The 21,302-nt window shown below is 70.0% G+C and carries 17 protein-coding genes; 8 read left to right on the top strand and 9 right to left on the bottom strand.

Annotated features, from left to right (window positions below):
• Nucleotides 1–56: 56 nt before the first annotated feature.
• The 4 genes from BWI15_RS39805 to BWI15_RS10995 all read left to right on the top strand — a co-directional run bounded on the left by BWI15_RS39805 (nt 57) and on the right by BWI15_RS10995 (nt 4,022).
• The gene (locus BWI15_RS39805; protein WP_202817648.1) at nt 57–464 is read left to right on the top strand and encodes a hypothetical protein; all 408 of its coding nucleotides are present in this window, start codon (nt 57–59) and stop codon (nt 462–464) included.
• Nucleotides 377–601, top strand: coding sequence for a DUF6458 family protein (locus tag BWI15_RS11005; RefSeq protein ID WP_077014231.1), 225 nt, complete (start codon nt 377–379; stop codon nt 599–601). Before BWI15_RS39805 ends, BWI15_RS11005 begins: the two co-directional genes overlap by 88 nt.
• Nucleotides 602–747: 146 nt before the next feature.
• Nucleotides 748–2,835, top strand: a complete 2,088-nt coding sequence (pta, locus tag BWI15_RS11000; RefSeq protein ID WP_077014230.1) for a phosphate acetyltransferase — start codon at nt 748–750, stop codon at nt 2,833–2,835.
• Nucleotides 2,832–4,022 (top strand): acetate/propionate family kinase, encoded by a 1,191-nt coding sequence (locus tag BWI15_RS10995; RefSeq protein ID WP_077014229.1) that lies wholly within the window; start codon nt 2,832–2,834, stop codon nt 4,020–4,022. The genes pta and BWI15_RS10995 overlap by 4 nt, the downstream gene beginning before the upstream one ends.
• A gap of 9 nt (nt 4,023–4,031) precedes the next feature.
• Here BWI15_RS10995 and qcrB read toward each other — a convergent pair whose 3' ends face one another.
• Both qcrB and ligA read right to left on the bottom strand, forming a co-directional pair.
• Nucleotides 4,032–5,690, bottom strand: a complete 1,659-nt coding sequence (gene qcrB / locus BWI15_RS10990; protein WP_083750678.1) for a cytochrome bc1 complex cytochrome b subunit — start codon at nt 5,688–5,690, stop codon at nt 4,032–4,034.
• A gap of 139 nt (nt 5,691–5,829) precedes the next feature.
• Nucleotides 5,830–7,824: an NAD-dependent DNA ligase LigA gene (gene ligA / locus BWI15_RS10985; RefSeq protein WP_077014827.1), complete on the bottom strand. Its 1,995-nt coding sequence runs from the start codon at nt 7,822–7,824 to the stop codon at nt 5,830–5,832.
• A gap of 168 nt (nt 7,825–7,992) precedes the next feature.
• On the opposite strand from ligA, the gene BWI15_RS10980 reads away from it, so the two are divergent.
• The 3 genes from BWI15_RS10980 to manD all read left to right on the top strand — a co-directional run bounded on the left by BWI15_RS10980 (nt 7,993) and on the right by manD (nt 11,524).
• Entirely contained in the window at nt 7,993–9,204 is a 1,212-nt protein-coding gene (locus tag BWI15_RS10980; RefSeq protein ID WP_202817615.1) for a mannosyltransferase family protein, read from the top strand.
• A gap of 102 nt (nt 9,205–9,306) precedes the next feature.
• The gene (locus BWI15_RS10975) at nt 9,307–10,401 is read left to right on the top strand and encodes a LacI family DNA-binding transcriptional regulator (RefSeq protein ID WP_077014228.1); all 1,095 of its coding nucleotides are present in this window, start codon (nt 9,307–9,309) and stop codon (nt 10,399–10,401) included.
• Entirely contained in the window at nt 10,304–11,524 is a 1,221-nt protein-coding gene (gene manD, locus BWI15_RS10970) for a D-mannonate dehydratase ManD (RefSeq protein WP_077014227.1), read from the top strand. Before BWI15_RS10975 ends, manD begins: the two co-directional genes overlap by 98 nt.
• 4 nt (nt 11,525–11,528) lie before the next feature.
• Here manD and BWI15_RS10965 read toward each other — a convergent pair whose 3' ends face one another.
• The 7 genes from BWI15_RS10965 to BWI15_RS10935 all read right to left on the bottom strand — a co-directional run bounded on the left by BWI15_RS10965 (nt 11,529) and on the right by BWI15_RS10935 (nt 18,985).
• Nucleotides 11,529–12,425 carry a ribokinase gene (locus BWI15_RS10965; RefSeq protein ID WP_077014226.1) on the bottom strand — a complete coding sequence of 299 codons (897 nt, stop codon included), beginning with the start codon at nt 12,423–12,425 and terminating at the stop codon, nt 11,529–11,531.
• The gene (locus tag BWI15_RS10960; protein ID WP_083750677.1) at nt 12,422–13,195 is read right to left on the bottom strand and encodes a glycerophosphodiester phosphodiesterase; all 774 of its coding nucleotides are present in this window, start codon (nt 13,193–13,195) and stop codon (nt 12,422–12,424) included. The genes BWI15_RS10965 and BWI15_RS10960 overlap by 4 nt, the downstream gene beginning before the upstream one ends.
• Nucleotides 13,192–14,502, bottom strand: a complete 1,311-nt coding sequence (locus BWI15_RS10955; RefSeq protein ID WP_083750676.1) for an ADP-ribosylglycohydrolase family protein — start codon at nt 14,500–14,502, stop codon at nt 13,192–13,194. Before BWI15_RS10955 ends, BWI15_RS10960 begins: the two co-directional genes overlap by 4 nt.
• A gap of 44 nt (nt 14,503–14,546) precedes the next feature.
• The gene (locus tag BWI15_RS10950; protein ID WP_083750675.1) at nt 14,547–15,395 is read right to left on the bottom strand and encodes a carbohydrate ABC transporter permease; all 849 of its coding nucleotides are present in this window, start codon (nt 15,393–15,395) and stop codon (nt 14,547–14,549) included.
• Nucleotides 15,392–16,393, bottom strand: coding sequence for a carbohydrate ABC transporter permease (locus tag BWI15_RS10945; RefSeq protein ID WP_083750674.1), 1,002 nt, complete (start codon nt 16,391–16,393; stop codon nt 15,392–15,394). Before BWI15_RS10945 ends, BWI15_RS10950 begins: the two co-directional genes overlap by 4 nt.
• 13 nt (nt 16,394–16,406) lie before the next feature.
• Nucleotides 16,407–17,687, bottom strand: a complete 1,281-nt coding sequence (locus BWI15_RS10940; RefSeq protein ID WP_077014225.1) for an ABC transporter substrate-binding protein — start codon at nt 17,685–17,687, stop codon at nt 16,407–16,409.
• Between the two features lie 122 nt (nt 17,688–17,809).
• Nucleotides 17,810–18,985 carry an ROK family transcriptional regulator gene (locus BWI15_RS10935; RefSeq protein WP_077014224.1) on the bottom strand — a complete coding sequence of 392 codons (1,176 nt, stop codon included), beginning with the start codon at nt 18,983–18,985 and terminating at the stop codon, nt 17,810–17,812.
• 125 nt (nt 18,986–19,110) lie between these two features.
• On the opposite strand from BWI15_RS10935, the gene BWI15_RS10930 reads away from it, so the two are divergent.
• Nucleotides 19,111–21,300: an alpha-galactosidase gene (locus BWI15_RS10930; RefSeq protein ID WP_077014223.1), complete on the top strand. Its 2,190-nt coding sequence runs from the start codon at nt 19,111–19,113 to the stop codon at nt 21,298–21,300.
• Nucleotides 21,301–21,302: the final 2 nt, after the last annotated feature.

Genomic DNA, 21,302 nt, shown 5'->3' with positions numbered 1-21,302 from the left:
AAAGACTGGAAGGCGACGGACACTGCGCCCGCTGAGCCCGATCTGGTCCGCCGAAGCTGTACGACGTCGAGATCGGTTGCGGTGGAACGCGGCATCGTCTAGGCGGTCGGCGATCGGCGATCGGCGCCCGGCTCGTGGCCGATGGCATGTTCTTCGTCGGCATCGACGCGATCGGCGACAAGGTGGTCGAGATCAACGCGGAGACCCGGGCCCGGCTGAGCGCCGGGTGCCAACGGCGGTTTTCCAGGCGGTCAGGCCGGTGCGAGCAGGTGCGTACCGTTTCACCGTGCGACCGGACGGGCACGAGACAGCAGGGACGACGTAACGGCGTTCGCCGGAACGCGCCCGGGCAAGAGCACACTCGAGGAGGCGTGCGATGGGTATCGGTGCCGGAATCTTCCTGCTCGCGCTGGGCGGGATCCTGGCCTTCGCGGTCTCGGACCGGATCAGCGGGGTCGACCTGACGGCGGTCGGCTACATCCTGATGGGCGCGGGTGCGCTCGGCTTGGTGCTGGCGATCTTCCTGTCCAGCCGGAGCCGGACGAGTCACGCGGTGGTTCGCGAGGAGCGCCTGGAGGACCCGCGCGACCCGCGGCTCTGAGCCGAACACGTCGTACGCCGGGCAGCGTCCCGGCGTACGACGTTGCCATGAGCACCTTCCTTCACGACCGGAGCGCCCCGAGTACTGGTGATCCTGCCCCTCCGTGCACGCTCGAAGGACGCCTGCCGACAGGCTAGGGTTCTGGCATGGGGAGCAGCGTGTACGTCGCGTCCGTGGAGGGGTCCACCGGGAAGTCGACGGTGGCACTCGGGGTGTTGCAGCAGTTGTCGCGGCGGGTGGGCCGGGTCGCGGTGTTTCGCCCGATCGTGCGGCCGGACACCGATCGGCACGGTGGGCGCGACTACGTGCTCGACCTGCTGATCGCGCACGACGCGGTGGACCTGGCGTACGAGGACTGTGTCGGGGTCACCTACGACGAGGTGCACGACGATCCCGAGGCGGCGCTGGACGTGATCGTCCGGCGGTACCACGCCGTGGCCGAGCGGGCCGACGCCGTGCTGGTGGTCGGCAGCGACTACACCGATGTCGGTACGCCGACGGAGTTCTCCTACAACGCGAAGATCGCGGCCAACCTCGGTACGCCGGTGCTGCTGGTGCTCAACGGTTTCCGGCGGAGTACGGACGACCTCCGGGCGATCGCGGATCTGTCCATCGCCGAACTGGCCGCCAACCACGGGGCTCTCGCCGCGGTGGTGGCCAACCGGGTCGGGCCCGAGGACCTCGACCGGGTCGTCGACGCGCTGGGCGGCGTCGGCGTACCGGCGTACGCGTTGCCGGAGGAACCGGTGCTGAGCCAGCCGACTCCGGCGGACCTGCTCGAACCGATCGCCGGGCGGATGCTGAGCGGTGATCCCGAGCTGCTGTCGCGCGAGGTCACCGGGCTGGTGGTGGCCGGGATGACGATGCCGAACGTGCTCGACCGGCTGTTCGACGGCGCCGCGGTGATCACGGCGGCGGACCGGCCGGAGGTCGTGCTCGGCGTACTGATGGCGCACGCCTCGCGCACCTTCCCGCAGATCTCCACGATCGTGCTCAACGGCGGGTTCACGTTGCCGCCCCAGGTGCAGCGGCTGATCGAGGGGCTCGCGGTCACGCTGCCGATCCTGGAGACGGATCTGGACACCCAGGCGGCGTCGGCGGCGCTGACCGCGGTCCGCGGGCGGCTGACCAAGGACTCGCCGCGCAAGATCGACACGGCGCTGGCGTTGTTCGAGCAGCACGTCGACAGCCAGGCGTTGCTGGACCAGCTCGCGGTGGCGCGCAGCAGCGCGGTGACGCCGTTGATGTTCGAGCACCAGCTGATCGACGCGGCGGTTGCCGACCGCAAGCACATCGTGCTGCCGGAGGGCGAGGAGGAGCGGATCCTCCGCGCGGCCGACGTCCTGCTGCGGCGCGGGGTGGCCGACCTGACGCTGCTCGGCGACCCGGTCGCGATCAGCGCCAAGACGGCCGGGCTGGGGCTCGACCTGTCCGCGGCACAGGTCGTCGATCCGGAGAACGACCCACTGGCGGAGCAGTTCGCTGCCGAGCTGCACCGGCTACGGCAGCACCGCGGCGTCGACCTGGACCGGGCCCGCGAGCTGGTCAAGGACGTTTCGTACTTCGGCACGATGATGGTCCAGCTCGGCCTGGCCGACGGCATGGTGTCCGGCTCGATCCACACCACCGCGCACACGATCCGGCCGGCGCTGGAGATCGTCAAGACCGTGCCGGGGGTGTCGGTGGTGTCCTCGGTGTTCTTCATGTGCCTGCAGCACCAGGTCCTGGTCTACGGCGACTGCGCGGTCAACCCGGACCCGACCGCCGAGCAGCTCGCCGACATCGGCATCTCGTCGGCCGCGACGGCGGTTGCCTTCGGCATCGAGCCGCGGGTCGCGATGCTGTCGTACTCGACCGGCACGTCCGGCACCGGCACCGACGTCGAAAAGGTGTCGAAGGCCACCGCCATCGTCCGCGACCGCGCGCCCGAGCTGCTGGTCGAGGGCCCGATCCAGTACGACGCGGCGATCGACGCCGCCGTCGCGAGGACCAAGTTGCCGGACTCGCCGGTGGCCGGTCGCGCGACGGTGTTCATCTTTCCCGACCTGAACACCGGCAACAACACGTACAAGGCGGTGCAGCGGTCCGCGAACGCGGTGGCGGTCGGGCCGGTCCTGCAGGGACTGCGCAAACCGGTGAACGACCTGTCCCGGGGCGCGACCGTGCGGGACATCGTGAACACCGTCGCGATCACCGCGCTGCAGGCACAGCAAAGCGAAGGCGGTAGCTGGTGAGTGACCACGTGCTGGTGATCAATGCGGGCTCGTCCTCGCTGAAGTACAGCCTGATGGACGCCGGTTCGGGCGAGGCGGCCGCCGACGGGCTGATCGAACGCATCGGCGAGGCGGAGGGTCACCAGAAGCACCGCGGCCCGGACGGCGAAACCGAGAGCTCCGACCCGATCGCGTCGCACGAGGACGCCCTGCGCGCCGCCCTCAAGGCGTTCGAGACCCACGGCCCGTCGCTCGACGACGTGGACCTTGCGGCTGTCGGCCACCGGGTCGTGCACGGCGGATCCCGGTTCGCCGCTCCCAGCCTGGTCGACGACGCGCTGATCGCCGAGGTCACCGAACTGGTGCCGCTCGCGCCGCTGCACAACCCGGCCAATCTGGAGGGCATCGAGGTCGCGCGCCGGCTGTTCCCGGACCTGCCGCAGGTTGCCGTCTTCGACACGGCGTTCCACCAGACGCTGCCGCCGCACGCCTACACGTACGCCGTACCGTCGGAGTGGCTGGAGGAGCACGGCATTCGCCGGTACGGGTTCCACGGCACGTCGCACTCGTTCGTGTCCGAGCAGGCCGCGCGACGGCTCGGGCGCGACCTCGCCGACGTGAACCTGATCGTGCTCCACCTCGGCAACGGGTGCTCGGCGTCGGCGGTCCGGGGTGGTCAGTCGGTCGAAACGTCGATGGGCATGACGCCGCTCGAAGGCCTGGTGATGGGCACTCGCTCGGGTGACCTCGACCCGGCGATCCATGCTCACCTGGCTCGCGAGCTCGGCTGGTCGATCGACGAGATCGATCGGGCGCTCAACTCGAAGTCCGGGCTGAAGGGCCTGGCCGGCGAGAACGACTTCCGTGAGCTGTCGCGGTTGCGGGCCTCCGGCAACGAGCGGGCCCAGCTGGCCTTCGACGTCTACTGCCACCGGATCAAGAAGTACGTCGGCGCGTACTACGCCGTCCTGGGCACGGTCGACGCGATCGTGTTCACCGCGGGGGTCGGTCAGCACTCGGCCGAGGTGCGCGCCGCCTCCCTCCAGGGTCTTGAACGCCTCGGCATCGAGCTCGACCCTGATCGCAACGCCGAGCCGGGGGAGACCGGCGTCGTGTCCGCGGACGGCAGCGACGTCGCCGTCCTGGTGATTCCGACCAACGAGGAGTGGGAAATCGCCCGGCAGGCGCTGCAAGTCGTCCGCGACTGAGCCGACGCCTCACTTCGCTTCGGGTGGACCGCCGGAGCCTCGGGAGCCGCTGACGTCGAGCTCGCGTGGCTCGTGCTCGCGCGGGTCGAGCTTGCGCGGCTCGGGTTCGCGTGGCGCGGGGTTCGGTACGTCGTGCGCGAAGTAGAACCGGGACAGTGCCGCGCGGATCCGGTCCCGGCCGCGGTGTGGTGCGACGACCCCGTTGTCGTCGGTCGCCGGACCCAGCTCGAACGGTTTCTGATCCTCGCGCGCGGTCAAGGTGTAGGCCTCGTACGGCGAGATCGGGCTGTGCTTCTCGGCGTACTCGCCGTCGGGGGAGCGGGTGATGACACCTGTCTCCAGACCGTGCAGCACGCGCTCGCGATCGGCGCGTTGCAGTGAGATCGCGATCCGGCGGGTGATCCAGAACGCCACCACTGGGCCGAGGAAGATCAGCACCCGGCACACCCACGTGATCGCGTTGATCGAAAGGTCGAACTGGGTGGCGACGATGTCGTTGCCGCTGTTGAGCCACAGGACGCCGTAGAAGGTGATGATGCCGGCGCCGATGCCGGTCCGGGTGGGCACGTTGCGCGGCCGGTCGAGCAGGTGGTGCTCGCGTTTGTCGCCGGTGATCCACTGTTCGAGGAACGGGTAGAGCGCGACGAAGCCGATGAACAGCGGCGGCATCAGCAGCGCCGGGACGACGACGTTCCAGCTGATCGTGACGCCCCAGAACTCCGACTCGATGCCCGGCATCAGGCGGACGGCGCCGTCCAGCCACGCCATGTACCAGTCGGGCTGCGAGCCCGCCGTCACCTCGGCCGGGTTGTACGGGCCGTAGAGCCAGACCGGGTTGATCTGCAGCAGCGCGCCCATCAGCGCGAGCACCCCGAACACGACGAAGAAGAAGCCGCCCGCCTTCGCGGCGTACACGGGCAGCAGGGGGTAGCCGACCACGTTCTTCTCGGTCCGGCCGGGACCGGGGAACTGGGTGTGCTTGTGGTAGACGACCAGCATCAGGTGCACGGTGATCAGCGCGAGCAGGATGCCCGGGATCAGCAGGACGTGCACGGTGTAGAACCGCGAGACGAAGTCGTCCCCGGGGAACTCGCCACCGAAGATGAAGAAGCTCAGCCACGTCCCGACCACCGGCGAGGCGAGCACCAGACCTTCGGTGATCCGCAGTCCGGTGCCGGACAGCAGGTCGTCGGGCAGACCGTAGCCGATGAAGCCCTCGACGATCCCGAGGAACAGCATCAGGATGCCGATCACCCAGTTCAGCTCGCGCGGTTTGCGGAAGGCGCCGGTGAAGAAGATCCGCAGCAGGTGCACGCTCATCGAGGCGACGAACAGGATCGCGGCCCAGTGGTGGATCTGGCGCATCAACAGCCCGCCGCGGATGTCGAACGAGATCCGCAGCGTCGACTCGTAGGCCTCGGACATCGCCAGCCCCTTGAGCAGGCTGTACGAGCCCTGGTACTCGACCTCGGCCATCGACGGCCTGAACCACAGCGTGAGGAACACGCCGGTCAGGATCAGGACGATGAAGCTGTAGAGCGCGATCTCCCCGAGCATGAACGACCAGTGGTCGGGAAAGACCTTGCGCAGGTTCTTCTTGCCCAGCTTGGCGATGCCGAGCCGCTCGTCGGCCCAGCGCACCGGCGCCGGAAGTTGCTGCTGCGCCATCGGTCACCCTCAATCATCGCGCCGGGGGAGCGCGACGTGTTGTCTCCGAACTTGTGCGTAATTCATGCACGCCTAGTGGCCACTGTACGGCGTGCGCCCTGGGCTGAGGCGCGCTTGCACAAGTTCCGGGGGACGGATTTCAGAGCGTGATGCCGGCGGCGAACAGCTGCGACCAGATCTCGGACTGGTCGACGACCTGGACGTCGAGCTTCTCGGCCTTGGTGAGTTTCGCGGCGCCGACGTCGGCGCCGGTGATCAGCAGGTCGGTGCCCGCGGAGACCGAGGACGCGATGGTGGCGCCGGCGCGTTCGCACAGGCGCTGGAAGGCGGGGCGGGGGACCTTCTCGCCGGAGCGGGGGTCGCTGATGGCGCCGGTGACGACCACGGTTTTGCCGGCCAACGGTGCGCCAGCGGCGACGACGGGTGGCAGGTCTTCGTCGAGCACGTCGAGTGACACACCGGCTGCGCGCAGGCGTTCGAGCTCGGGGCGGAGGCGGTTGAGGTGCTCGACCAGGGAGGCGGCGACCTTCGGGCCGATGTCGTCCACGGCGACCAGACCATCCTCGCCCGCGTCGGCGACCTCCTCCAGCGAGCCGAAGCCCGCTCGGCAGAGCCGGGCCGCGGTGCCTTCGGAGGCCATCGGGATCGCGAGACCGATCAGCGCGCGGCGCAGGCCGACCTGGCGGCTGGCGTCGATCGACTCGATCATCCGGGCGGCCGAGACCTCGCCGATGCGGTCGAACTCGAGCAGCCGTTCCTTGGTCAGGTGGTAGAAGTCCGACGGGTTCTCCAGGATGCCCGCCTCGGCCAGGCGCTCGATCCAGACCCCGCCGATCGCGTCGATGTCGGCCGCGGCCCGGGAGGCCCAGTGGATCAGGCGTCGTACGGTCTGGGCCGGGCAGGAGACGTTGGTGCAGAACAGTTCGCGGCTGTTGCCCTGCTCGGTGAGCGGCTGTCCGCACGACGGGCAGTGAGTGGGCGGCACGATGTCCTGCTCGGCGCCGGTGCGCTTCGAGGCGTCGAGCACGCCCGCGACGAACGGGATCACGTCGCCGGCCCGGCGGACCAGAACCGTGTCGCCGATCTTGATGCCGCGCGCCCGGATCACCTCCTGGTTGGCCAGCGTCGCGCGAGTGACCGTCGTACCGCCGACGAACACCGGTTCGAGCCAGGCGACCGGGGCGATCTTGCCGGTTTTGCCGACGTCCCAGACCACGTCGGCCAGCACGGTGGTCTTCTCCTCGGCGGCGAACTTGAACGCCAGGGCGCCCCGCGGCGAGCTCGACCTGGTCCCGGCCGCGGCGAAAGCGTCCCGGTCGGCCAGTCGCAGGACGGCGCCGTCGAGGTCGTAGTCCAGCTCGTTGCGCTGCTGCTCGATCGTGGTGATCACCGCCTGCGCCGCCGCCGCGTCGTCGCAGTGCCGCATGTCGGCGACGGCGAACCCGAGGGTGCGCAGCGCCCGGTCGAGGTCTGAGTCGGTGCTGTCGGGGTCGGTGTGCAGGTCGAAGGCGAGGAACTGCAGGCGGCGCTCGGCGACCGTGGCCGGATCCTTCGCCCGCAGCGTCCCGGCGGCGGCGTTGCGCGGGTTGATCAGCGGCTTGTCCGGGTGGGCGGCGTTGTAGGCCGCGAAGGTGGAGCGCAGCATGACCGCTTCCCCGCGCACCTCGACCCGGCCCGGAGCGTCGACAGTCGGCGGTACGCCGTCGGCCAGCGCGCGGACCAGCGGAGTCACGTCGTCACCGGTCGTGCCGTCACCGCGGGTGATCGCGCGGACCAGGCGGCCGTCCTCGTAGACCAGCGCCAGCGACAGCCCGTCGAGCTTCGGCATGACCACCACGGACCGGCCGGGGAAGCGGTTGAAGAACGCCTCGACCTGCTCCGGACGTGTCGCCTTCTCCAGCGACAGCATCGGCCGCGAGTGCCGGATCGGTGCGTGCAGCACGGCGGGCGCACCGACCTGGTCCAGCGGATTCGGATCCGGTGTCAGCTCCGGATTCGCCGCGATCAGCGCGCGCAGCTCGTCCTCGATCGCGTCGTACTCCGCGTCCGCCACGGCCGGCGCACCTCGGTAGTAGGCGTCGCGCAGCTGCACGATCCGGTCGGCGAGTTCCTCGATGCGTTCCCCAACGTCCACACCGAGGACGCTACCGGTCGGCACCGACAAACGTCTGCAACCACGGGCCCCGGCCAGGACGGCGAGAAGGGATTTGGGGGCGGCGGGCAAGTACAGGGTGAATCGTTCGACGGTGCGACCGGATCGTCGACCCCAGATCCCCTCCCGGGCGCCGCGAAGGATGCGACAGTGCACACCACCAGGACGGAGCCGTTGCGCTCCGCCGACACCACGGGCCTGCGCCGGGTCTTCGCACCAGCCGTGTGGCGCGATTGGTTGTCGCCGGCCGACTGGAGGGTGCTGTACCTCTACTTGCTGACCCGGCTCGCCGTGGGCATGACGGCGTACTGCGCGCTGTGGTTGTTCCCCGGCAACCCCGAGACCCGCGAGCCCGCCAAGTTCGGTACGGCGTTCCAGCGGTGGGACTGGTACCACTTCGTCGCCATCGCCCGGGTCGGCTATTTCCCCGGCAGCTCCGGCCCGTGGACGGACAAGTGGGACAACCGGGAGGCGTTCTTCCCGGGATTTCCGCTGGTGCTGCGAGCCGTGCACACCGTGGTACCGCACTGGACGCTGTCCGGGCTGTTGATCTCCTTCGTCAGTGGCGGGGTTGCCGTCGTTGCGTTGGCACGGATCGGCCGGGCGTATCGGCCAGGGACGAGCGTCGACCAGGACGCGGTGCTGTTCTTCCTCTTGTCGCCCTGCGCGATCTTCCTGGCCGTGGGCTACTCGGAGGCGCTGTTCCTCGCGTTCGCGCTTCCGGCCTGGCTGGCCGCGCGGCGGCACAGCTGGGCACTCGCGGCGATCCTCGCGGCGTTCGCGACGTCGGTGCGCATCACCGGACTGTTCCTGGCCGTCGCGGTCGCCGTGCACTTCGTCGTCACCGTCCGAGCCCACCGGCGATGGCGCGCCGTACCGTGGCTGGCCGTGCCGGCGCTGCCGGTGATCGGGTACTTCTGCTACCTCCACGCGCAGACCGGCGATTGGATGGCGTGGAAGCACGCCCAGGAGCGTGGCTGGTACCGGACCTTCACCGTCCCGTGGGACTCCTGGGCCACGACGTGGGAGTCCGCCTTCGGCCACCTGCAGACCACGGGTTACGGGATCATGTTCCAGGCAGAACTCGTTGCCATGGTCATCGGTCTGGTCCTGCTCGGCTTGCTGCTGCGCCGGCGTCACTGGGGCGAAGCCGCGTACGTCGGGGTGAGCCTGCTGGCCCTGGGAACGTCGTACTGGTACATGTCGATTCCCCGCGCGACGCTGCTGTGGTGGCCGTTGTGGATCGGTCTGGCGCTGTGGGCTCAGGGCAGGCCGAGGTTCAGGACCGCGTATCTGTGCCTCGCGGTCCCGCTGTCCACCGTCGTCGCCCTGACCTTCCTGACCGGCCGCTGGGCCGGCTGAGATCTGAAAAGGATTGCAGGCGGTGGAGCGAGCTGTTGACATGGCCTGCAAACGGTTTCAGACTCGGTGCCGACTCACCCGGCCGGACCGAGGAGGCGTGCGATGGTCGTCACCATTCGCGACGTCGCGAAGGCCGCGGGCGTGTCTGCGTCGACCGTCTCCCGGGCGTTGTCGATGCCGGACGTCGTGGAGGCGGCGACGCTGGAGCGGGTGACGAAGGTCGCCGAGCATCTCGGCTATCGGCCCAACCGCGCGGCGCGCGGACTGATCACCGGGCGGACCGGCAACTTCGGCCTGATCCTGCCCGACCTGGCCAACCCGTTCTTCCCGTCGGTGGTCAAGGGCATCCAGCAGGCCGCGCACCGGGCCGACTACCAGGTGTTCGTCGTCGACACCGACGAGGACGCGACGGCCGAACTCGGCCTGGTCCGCAACCTGGCCAAGCAGGTGGACGGCATCGTGCTCTGCTCACCGCGAATGAAGCCCGCCGAGCTCCGCCAGGCGGCCAGTCTGGTCCCGGTCGTGCTCGTGAACCGGCGCGAGGGCTCGATCCCGGCCGTGGCCGTCGACAACGCCGGCGGCATGCGCCAGATCGTCCGGCACCTGGCCGATCTGGGCCACCGGCGGATCGGGTACGTCGCCGGCCCGCGCAGCAGCTGGAGCAACCGCGGACGGCTCAAGGCGCTTCAGGCCGAGTGCCGCGGCGCCGGCCTCGAACTCGTGGCCCTCGGCAACTTCGATCCGACCTTCGACGGCGGCACCGCGGCCGCCGAGGGGGTGCTGATCTCCGGCGTGACGGCGGTGATCGGCTACAACGACCTGGTCGCGCTCGGCGTGATCGGCGGGCTGCGCGAGCGCGGCGTCGCCGTACCGGCGCAGATCAGCGTCGTCGGCATCGACAACATCGCGATGTCGTCGATGGTCGATCCCGCGCTGACCACCCTCGACCTGCCCAAGGACGTCGCGGGCCGGGCGGCGGTGGAGCTGCTCGTGCAGCTGCTCGCCGCCGAGGCACCGCCGAACAAGCCGATCCGCGAACTCCCGACCGAACTCGTCGTCCGCAAGTCCACTGCCCCCAGGCCAAGGAGGACCCAGCCCCGTGAACATCGTCGCCGCCGAAGTGATCGTGACGAGCCCGGACCGGAACTTCGTCACGCTGAAACTGACCACCGACAACGGCCTGACCGGCTGGGGTGACGCCACGCTGAACGGCCGCGAGCTGTCGGTCGCGTCGTACCTGACCGATCACGTCGTACCGCTGCTGATCGGCCGGGACGCGCACCGGATCGAGGACACCTGGCAGTTCCTGTACCGGTCGGCGTACTGGCGGCGGGGGCCGGTGACGATGACGGCGATCGCCGCGGTCGACGTGGCGCTGTGGGACCTCAAGGCCAAGGCCGCCGGGCTGCCGCTCTACCAGCTGCTCGGCGGTGCCTCGCGGACCGGGATCATGGCGTACGGCCACGCGTCCGGGCGCGACCAGGAGGAGTTGTTCGACTCGATTCGGCGGCATCTCGACGAGGGTTTCCGCTCCATCCGGGTGCAGACGTCGGTCCCGGGCATCGACGCCGTGTACGGCGTGATCGCCCCGGCCGCCGCGAGCGAACACTACGAACCGGCGCAGCGCGCTCCGCTCCCGGCCGAAGAGGACTGGGACAGCCGCGCGTACCTGCGGCACATCCCGACGGTCTTCGAGGCGGTCCGCAACGAATTCGGTCCGGAGCTGCCGCTGCTGCACGACGTCCATCACCGGCTGACCCCGATCCAGGCGGCGCGGCTGGGCAAGAGCCTCGAACCGTACGACCTGTTCTGGCTCGAGGACTGCACACCGGCCGAGAACCAGGAAGCGCTGCGACTGGTCCGCAACCACACGGTCACGCCGCTGGCGATCGGCGAGGTCTTCAACACCGTGTGGGACTACCAGGCGCTGATCCGCGAACAGCTGATCGACTACGTCCGGTCCGCCGTGACCCACACCGGCGGCATCACGGCGATGCGCAAGCTGCTCGACTACGCCGCGCAGTACCAGATCAAGTCCGGCATCCACGGCCCGACCGACATCTCACCGATCGGCATGGCCGCCGCGCTGCACCTCGACCTCGCCATCCACAACTTCGGCATCCAGGAGTACATGCCGCACGGCCCGCTGACCAATGAGGTGTTCCGGCAGACGTTCACCTTCCAGGACGGCTACCTCCACCCCGGCGACCAGCCCGGCCTCGGCGTGGAGCTGGACGAGGAGGCGGCGGCCAGATTCCCGTACCAGCCGGCGTACCTGCCGTTCAACCGGTTGAAGGACGGCACGGTCCACGACTGGTGAACTTCTAGGACGTGCCGGCCAACCGGGCCGTGATCGCGGCGTCGTCGGGGATGGACGGGATCGCACCGTGCTTCTCCACGGCGAGCGAGGCGGCCGCGTTCGCCCGGGCGACGGCGGTGGGCAAGGGACTGCCCGTGGCAAGGGCGGCGGCCAGTACGCCGCAGAACGTGTCGCCTGCTGCCGTGGTGTCGACGACGTTCGCCTCGACTCCACTGACGCGAACAGGCTCGGCGTCGCGGCGGAGCAGTACGGCGCCGGCGGCGCCGAGCGTGACAACCACCGCGGGGACTCGCTCCAGGAGAGCAAGGCCGGCCGAGTCCGTCCTTCCGGCCACGACGGCGGCCTCGTGTTCGTTGACGACGAGCAGATCGACGTGGGCCAGCAGGCTGTCGTCCAGGGTCGTCGCCGGGGCTGCGTTGAGGATCACGTACTGCCCCGCGGCGGCCGCTGCCCGGACCGAGGGGAGCGGGATCTCGAGCTGTACCAGCAGCACGGCCGCCGTTCTGACGGCCTGCTCGGCATCGGAGTCGATCGTCAGTTCGTCGTTGGCGGAGGCGGCGACCGTGATCGCGTTCTCCCCGCTGCGATCGACGGTGATGATCGCGGTGCCCGTCGGGGTGGACGACGTTCGTAGCAGGCGGAGGTCCACGCCGGCGTCGGTCAGGGCGGACCGGAGCAGGGTCCCACCGTCGTCGTCGCCCACGACGGCCACCAGCGCGGTCGGGACTCCGGCGCGAGCCGCTGCCGCGGCCTGGTTGGCGCCCTTGCCGCCCGGGCCGCGATCGATGTCGGAGGCAAGGACTGTCTCGCCGGGACGTGGCATCGCCTCGACGGTCAACCGCAGGTCGACGTTCGCGCTGCCGACCACCACGACGGCCGGGGCCGGGGACAGGCCGGTCATACCGGGCATCCCGCGGCGAGCCGGCGGACCTGACTCGGAACGTCGTCGATGACGATCGCGTCGACCCCCGCCGCGACCAGGTGCCCGGCCTGCTCGGCCGTCGGGCACCACACCAGCAGCTCGCGCTCGGCTCCGTGCACGAGGGCGACGATGCGTTCCAGCGAGGGCACGTCCTGCGGCTCGGCGGCGGTCGTCGGCCACAGGGACCCCGCATGGACGGCCAGGACCTGGATGTCGAGGTGTGCCGCCGCGGCGACGGCCTGCCCGATCGGGAAGTGCAGCCAGGTGAGCAGGCCAAGCGGAACCTGCGGCGCGGCCTGTCGCAGCTGGCGCAATGCCGCCGGGTCGAAGGACTGCGCCAACGTCGGGCGCCGTCGCGCGGACTCGGTCGCGAGGGTTCCGAGCAGCGCGGCGGTGGTCGCGTCAGCTGCACGGCCGGCGTCCTCGAGCGACGACTTCACGTCGAACACCACCCCGACCTCCGGGGGTAGCCGGTCCAGCAGATCCTGGACCGGCAGAGCGCCGTACTGACGGGCCTGCTCGCCGGTCAACTCGGCGAGGAACGTGCCGTCGGCCAGCGCCGCGTCGTGCACCACGAAGAGCTCGTCGTCGCGGGTGCGGCGAACGTCCACCTCGAGCCACTGAAGGCCCGCGTCGACGGCGGCCAGGAACGAGCCGGCCGTGTTCTCGCGATGGCCTTGGACCAGTCCCTTGCCCAGCCCGCGGTGCCCGACCAGCGTCGCCGGGCGGGGGAAGATCCGCGGGATCACGAGCCGGTGGCGAGGAAGTCCCGTGCCAGTCGCACGGTACGGTCCGCGAGCTCGTCGATCGTGATCCGGTCGAAGTCGCGCACCGCGCTGCGCACCTGGTCGTGGGTGGTGCCGACCAGCTCGGCCGGTACGCCGGCCGCGCCGTGCAGCGCGCCGTACACGCTGCCGACCGTGGCCGCGTTGGAGTCGGTGTCCCGGCCGCCGGAGATGGTGATGCCGACGGCGTCCATGAAGGTGCTGCCCCAGGTCAGGCCGATCGCGATCAGGGCGGCGTTGTTGACGGTGTGCACCCACGGCAGGTGTCCCCACTCGGCGTCCACCCAGTCGAGCGCGTCGGTGTGGGTGGCGCCACGGTCGAACAGCTCCTGAACGCCGCGCAGCGCAGCCGCCAACCGGGACGACTTCGGGACGAGAACGCTCGCGCGGGCCAACGCATCGGCCGCGGAGTCCGCCGCCAGCGCGGCGGCGACGAGACCCGCTGCCCACAGCTCGCCGTACACGCCGTTGGCGGTGTGGGTCAGCCGGGCGTCGGTCAGCGCCAGCCGCGCCGCCTCGCCGGGATCGCCCGGGCTCACATAACCGAACGCGTCGCCGCGGATCAGGGCGCCGATCCACTCGCGGTACGGATTGCGGTGGGTCGCCGTCCGCGGTGCCGTCAGGCCGTGGATCAGATTGCGGTACGCGGCGCGCTCCGCGGTATAGGTCTGGGTGAACGGCACCCGGTCGAGCCACTCGGCCGCGATCTGCTCGGTGCTGACCCCACGGCCGTACCGCTCGAGCACGTACAGCGCGAGGATCGTCCAGTCGATGTCGTCGTCCCGCGGTACGTCGTCGAACAACCCGGCCGACGCCGTCGTGGCGGAGGGATGCAGCTGGGAGACACCCTCCGGCAGCGGATCGAGCAACGGCAGGTAGCCGGTCTGGGGCCAGTGGCCCGCGGCGCGCAGATAGATCTCCAGCTCACCGCGGCTCAGTCCTTCGACCGGCTTGCCCAGCGTGTTGCCGACCGTGCGGCCGAGCCAGGCGCCCCGGATCCGGTCCGGCAGCGCGGCCTCGTCGACGGCGGCCCGTGGCGCTGCCGCCGCAAGCGCCAGCAAGGTGTCGGCGTCGTCCGGCTCGTCGAAGGCCCAGCCGGGCGAGCGCTCGAGCTGACCGAGCTCACTCTCGATCAGCGCGAGTCCGGAAAGGTCGTCCTCGCGGGCTGCCTGCTGCGCCTTGGCCGCCAAGGACTCCGCCGGATAGCCGGTGTGCACCAGCTGCTCGGCTTCGTCGGGAACGATGTCGCGGGGGTCCAGTACGTCGTGCACGGGGGTTCCTCGTGGTCGGGATCGGACAGGGGAGGGGCTGTGGGTCAGCCCTTGACGGCTCCGGAGAGGAAGCCCTGGGTGACCTGTCGCTGCAGGGCCACGAACAGCACCATCACCGGGAGGATCGTGATCAGGGTGCCGGCCGCCAGCGGACCGATGTCCACCGAGCGTCCGCCGAGGAACAGGTAGAGGCCGGTCGTCAGCGGCCGGTACTGGCCACCCGGCAGGTACAGCAGCGGCACGAGGAAGTTGTTCCAGTTCTGCAGGAACGTGAACACCGCGAGCGCACCCGCGCCCGAGCTGACCAGCGGCAGCATCACGCTGCGGAAGATCTGCCACTCCGACGCACCGTCGATCCGGGCCGCCTCCTCGATCTCTGTCGGCAGGTCGGTGAAGAAGGCCCGGATGAAGAACGTGCCGAACGACAGGCCGGTACTGGCGAGCACCAGGTTGGCCCCGACCAGCGTGTTCAGCAGTCCCATGCCGCGCAGCTGGAAGTACAGCGGAATCATGTAGGTGAAGAACGGCACGAGCAGGCCCAGAACGACCAGGTAGAAGGCGATCGAGCGGCCGGGGAACGGCAACCGGGCGAACGCGTACCCGCCGAGCGTGGACAGCACGACCACGAGGATCGTGCTCGGCACCGAGAGCAGGAAGCTGTTCAGCACGTAGTCCCCGAAGGAGCCCACCGTCCAGGCCGTCACCAGGTTGTCCGCCGAGACCGAGGAGAACAGACCGAACGGATTGGTCCGGACGTCCTCGCCGGTCTTCAGCGCCGTCGAGATGACCAGGATCAGCGGGAAGAGCATCAGCACCGACAGCATCGCCAGCACGAGGTGCCTGCCGCCGCGCAGTGCCTGCCGCGGCCGGAGAGTGGTACTGCTCGTGCTCATGCGCCCATTCCTTGCAGTGAGAGCCGGCGCTGCAGCCGGTTGAGCCAGACGGCGAACGGGATGGCCAGCACTGTGATGACCAGGGCCAGTGCCGTGCCGTAGCTGATCCGGTTGAGCTGGAAGGCGTTGCCGTAGGCGTAGGTGCCGAGGACTTCGGTGGCACCGGCTGGACCGCCGCCGGTCATGATGAAGACGATGTCGAAGACGCTGAAGCCGCCGACCAGCGTGATCGTGGTGACCATCAGGAACACCGGCATGATCTGCGGCAGGACGACGTACCAGAGCCGGCTCAGCGGTCCGGCACCGTCCAGCAGCGACGCGTCCACGAGTTCGGTGTCGACGTTGCGCAGCGCGGACAGCAGGATCACGAAGACGAAGCCCGAGGTGGCCCACACGGCGGTGCCCAATACGGCGTACAGGGCGGTGTCGGGGTTGCCCAGCCAGCCGGTGCCGAGCGAGCCCAGACCGACCAGCTCGAGACCACGGTTGAGCCAGCCGCGGGTGGGGTCGTAGATCCAGCCCCAGACCACGCCGACCGCCACCTGCGGAAGGATGTAGGGGAAGAAGAACGCCACCCGGTAGAAGATGCTGCCGCGCCGGACGCCCCAGACCAGCAGGGCCAGTCCGAGGCCGATGACCAGCGGCGAGACCGTGCCGAGCACGATCCAGATCACGTTGTTCTTCAGGGCCGCCCAGACACTGGGGTCCTTGAACAGCTCGACGAAGTTGTCCAGGCCGACGAACGGCGGCCGGGGGTTGATCCCGTTGAAGTCGACGAACGCGTAGTACAGCGCGTTGCCCAGCGGGAAGATCAGGAACACCACCACCATGGCCATCAGCGGCGCGACCAGGATCAGTCCCAGCCGGGTCTGCGCCTTGCGGGTCACGCTCGGCGTCCCGGACCGGGGCCGGCCGGACCGCCGGGGCGGCTTGACGGGTGTGCTCGACGACGGGGCCGCCGTGGGGGCCGGCGACGTCTCGACGACGGTGCGATTCATCGGGAACCCGCCGTCACTTCTTGAACGCGGCGTCGAGGCTCTCGGCGACCTGCTCGGCACTGCGCTGACCCGACAGCAGCCCCTGGACGCCGTCCCACATCGCCTTGTTGAACACGTCGGTGGTCAGCACGTCGATGTTGTAGCCGAGATCGCTCTTGTCGCTGGCGAGCTTCGAGGTGTCCTGCAGGGTCTGGGTCATCAGCGGCGAGAGCTTGAGGCCGCTGACGTCCACCGGCTGCGGCGGGATCACGCCGAGGTTCTGCACCAGCCAGCGCGCGTGCTCCGGGGACGCGAGGAAGTCGACCAGCTTCAGCGCGGCGTCCTGGTTCTTGGTGCCGACCGACACGTACGGCCCGGAGCCCAGGCCCGCGGTGAAGATGCCCGGTCCGTTCTGGGCGGGGAACGGGATGTAGCCGACCTGGAACTTCGCGTTGGCGTCCAGCTCCCGGATCAGCCAGCTGCCGTTGGGCAGCATCGCCGCCTTGCCGGAGTAGAACAGGGCCGTGGCGTTGTCGTAGCTCAGCGAGGTGGGGAAGTCCGGCAGGTAACCCGCCTTGCCGTAGTCCTCCCACAGCTTCAGAGCCGAGACGACCTCCGGCGAGTTCCAGGACTTCTCGCCCTTGAGCAGCGCGTCCATGCCCTCGGAGCCGACCGCGCTCGACAGCGCCATGCTCAGCAGGTGGCCGCCCTGCCAGCCCTCCTTGTCGCTCGCGGCGATCGGGACGATCTTCTTGGCCTTCAGCGCCGCGGCCGCGGCGGTCAGCTCCGGCAGCGTGCGGGGCGCCTGGATGCCGTTCTTGGCGAACAGGTCCTTGTTGTAGAACAGGCCGACGGTCTCCATCTCACCGGGAATGCCGTAGGTCTTGCCGTCCACGGTCACGCGGTCCTTCGCGAAGGGGTAGACCTTCCAGCCGTGCTGCTCGTAGGCGCCGGTGAGGTCGTACAGCAGACCGGCCTTGGCCAGTGCCCCGCCGAAGCCCGGGCCCGAGCCCCAGTTGAACACGTCCGGTCCGTCGCCGGAGCGCAGCTGGGTCTGCAGCACGGTGCGCATGTTGTCGTAGGGCATCGCCTCGAGCTTCACGTCGATGCCGGAGGACTTCTCGAAGTCCGCGAGCCGGGTTTCGAGCTTCTTCAGCGCCTCGGCGTCCTCGGGCTGCTCGACCAGGTACCGCAGGGTCTTGCTCTCCCCGGCGGTGCCGGGGCTCGCCGCACCACCGGTGCCGGTGCAGCCGGCCACGACGAGGACCGACGTGGCGGCGGCGAGCGCGGCCTGCAGTGTTGAACGGAGTTTCATGGCCATTCCTCGTCTCGATGTGCGTCCGTGCCCGGACCGCAAGCGGGTGCTGCCCTGCCACCACGGGGGCCTGAGCGGCCCATCAGAATGCTGATCTAGTTTCGCGATGAAAAGAAAAGGTGTCAAGAGGGGCCGATCAGACCGGCGGTGGCCGACCCGACCCCGCCGGCGAAGTCCCGCTGGATCGCGATCGTGGCGGCGCCGCGCGCCCATTCCAGGAAGCCCATCGACCGGATCACCACTTCGGTGTTCGGCCCGCGGACGCCGGCGTACCGGCGCAGGCCCTCGTCGAGCGCAGCGCGGGCGACCTCGGCCAGATGGACGCCCTCACCGGACAGGATGATGCGCTGGACGCCGGTCAGCGCGCTGACGCCGGCGGCGGCCTGGCCGAGGGCGCGGGCCGCCTCGTCGACGATCCGGCGGGCCACGGGATCGCCGGCGACGGCCAGATCGAGGACCTCGTCGTAACCGACCGGCCGGCCGAGACCGCCGGAGACGGCGGAGGTGATCGCGCCGGAGGTGAGGTACCCGGTCATGCAGCCGCGGTGGCCGAGCGGGCACAACGGCCCGTACGGGTCGATCGGGAAGTGGCTGACCGGCGTCACCTCGGTCCGGATCATCGCGTTGTTCAGCACCAGCCCGTAACCGATACCGGCCCCGACCGTCAGCAGCGCGAAGTCCGAGTGTCCCCGGCCGACACCGAACCAGTGCTGTGCCTGCGTGAGCCCCACCACGTCGTTGTCCAGCTGGACCGGCAGGCCCAGACGCTCGGCCAGCAAGGCGCGCAGCGGTACCTCGCGCCAGTGCATGAAGGGTGAGTCGGCAACGATCTCGCCGGCGTCGACGAGACCGCCGACCGTGACGCCGACCGCGTCGATCGACGGCCCGCCGCGGGACCGGAAGTCGGCGACGATCTCGGCCACCTCGGCGATCACGTCCGGTACGTCCAGCGAGCGGATCGGTTGCACGCAGGTGTCCAGGATGCGTGCGCGCAGGTCGGTCACGACCGCGTAGATCGACTCGGTGGTCAGCTTGACCCCGATGAACCGGTGCTGCTCGGCGACCACGTCCAGCGGCATCGAGGCACGGCCCCGGCCCGGCGTCCGGACCGGTTCGGTCTCGGCCAGCACGCCCGCTTCGAGCAGCGGCTTGACCAGCCGGGTCAGCGTCGCCGCCGACAGGCCCATGCTCTTGGCGAGCTGCAGGCGGGACCGTGGTCCGTGCACGAGAATGTCGACCGCGACCGCTCGTGACAGCTCCGACAGCGGCGCCGTACCGGCCGTGTCGTCGTCTTCCATCTCTCGCCCCCAGCTCTCCCGTGGCCGGCCGCCGGAACGGATGCCACTCACCCGACCTCCCGATCCTGTGGCATGCTGAACCCTACACGTTTCACGATGAAATTATTAGCGACAGGATCGAACCGATGAGTGAATCGACGGGCGCCGCGCCCGTGCGCCCGGTGGTGCTCACCGCCGGGCAGGTCTCGGTGGTGGTCGACGTCTCGGCCGCCGTTCCCCGCGTCCTGCACTGGGGACCCCGCCTGGCCACCTCACCAGCGGACGAGGCGTTCCTGCGGACGCTGGCCGAGCTGCAGTCGGGCGCCGACGGCCTGCACGGCGCCGGGGTGCCCGCGATCCTGCCGGAGCAATCGGCCGGCTGGATGGGGCTGCCGGGACTCGAAGGCCACCGCAACGGAACGACCTTCTCGAGCCGATTCAACTCGGTCGGCTGGGAACTGACCGGCGCGCCGGGCGAACAGCAGACACTGGTCTCGGACGCGGTCGACCCCGACGCAGGGCTCGCGCTGACCACGACGATCGATCTCCTGGGCTCGGGTCTTCTCCGTCTGCGCGCTGAACTCACCAACACCGACGAGACCAGCCCGTACGGCGTGGACGCCGTCCGCCTGGCCCTTCCCGTACCGGCCGAAGCGCAGGAACTGCTCGACTTCACCGGCCGCCACCTGCGCGAGCGCATTCCCCAGCGGCATCCCTTCACGGCGGGCACGCACGTTCGCGAAGGACGTCGCGGGCGCACCGGCTCGGACTCGAGCCTGGTGCTCGCCGCCGGATCGCCGTCGTTCGGCTTCCAGCGCGGCGAGGTGTGGGCCGTCCACACCGCGTGGAGCGGCAACCACACCACCTTCGCGGAACTCGGCCTGGCCGGCATCCGGATGCTCGGCGGCGGTGAGCTCCTGCTGCCCGGGGAGATCCTGCTGGCCCCTGGCGAGAAGTACACGACACCGTGGCTGTACGCGGCGTACGGATCCGGGCTGGACGAGGTGGCGGCCGCTTTCCACGAGACTCTGCGGAGCCGTGGCAACCACCCCACCTCGCCGCGGCCGGTCGTGCTGAACACCTGGGAGGCCGTGTACTTCGACCACGATCTCGAGTCGCTGGTCGAGCTGGCCGAGCACGGCGCGAAGGTCGGCGCCGAGCGGTTCGTGCTCGACGACGGGTGGTTCCGGCACCGCCGCCACGACCGCGCGGGCCTGGGCGACTGGCAGGTGGACCCGGAGGTCTGGCCGAACGGCCTGGCGCCGCTGGTGGACGCGGTCCGCGGACTCGGGATGGACTTCGGGCTCTGGTTCGAGCCGGAGATGGTGAACGAGGACTCCGACCTGGCCCGTGCCCACCCGGACTGGATCCTCGCGCCGGGGGACCGGCTGCCGCTCCGCGGCCGGTACCAGCAGGTCCTGAACCTGACCGTCCCGGCGGCGTACGAGTACATCCTCGAAGCGATCAGCGCGCTGGTCGCCGAGCACCACATCGACTACCTGAAGTGGGACCACAACCGCGATCTGGCCGAAGCCGGCGACCGCGCGACCGGTGCCCCGCGGGTGCACGCCCAGACGGCGGCGGTCTACCGGCTGATGGACGAGCTGCGCCGTCGGCATTCCTGGCTCGAGATCGAGTCCTGCTCGTCGGGTGGCGGCCGGGTCGACCTCGAGATCCTGCAGCACACCGACCGGGTCTGGGCGAGTGACTGCATCGACGCGCTGGAGCGTCAGCAGATCCAGCGGTGGACCGGTTTGGTGCTGCCGCCGGAGCTGGTCGGCGCACATGTCGGCGCACCGACGGCGCACACCACGCACCGCACCCACTCGCTCGCCTTCCGCGCCGCGACCGCGCTGTTCGGCCACTTCGGCATCGAGTGGGATCTCCGGACGGCCTCCGCGGCGGAACTCGACGAACTGGCCGCCTGGGTGAACCTCTACAAGGCCGAACGGGCGCTGATCCATTCCGGCCGGGCCGTGCACAGCGACTACCCCGACGACGCGTACTGGGCGCACGGGGTCGTCAGTCAGGCCGGGGACAGGGCGCTGTTCGCCTTCGTCGCCATGTCGACCACCGACCAGGCCCGGCCGGGCAGGATCCGGATTCCCGGGCTGAAGGCCGAGACGTCGTACCGGATCGAGCCGGTGGAGCTGTCCGCCGCCGCCCTGACCCGTACGGCGGCCGGCCCGCCGTCGTGGTGGACCGAGCCGACCACCGTGACCGGGCACCTGCTGGCCGAGATCGGGCTGCAGGCACCCATGCTGTACCCCGAGCAGGCGCTGCTCTTCCGGCTCGTTGCCGTTGACAACAACCCGACCACCGAGAACAGGATCTAGAC

The organism is Kribbella sp. ALI-6-A (assembly GCF_001984195.1).
GTDB lineage: Bacteria > Actinomycetota > Actinomycetes > Propionibacteriales > Kribbellaceae > Kribbella.
This window is presented reverse-complemented; position numbering and strand designations above follow the sequence as displayed.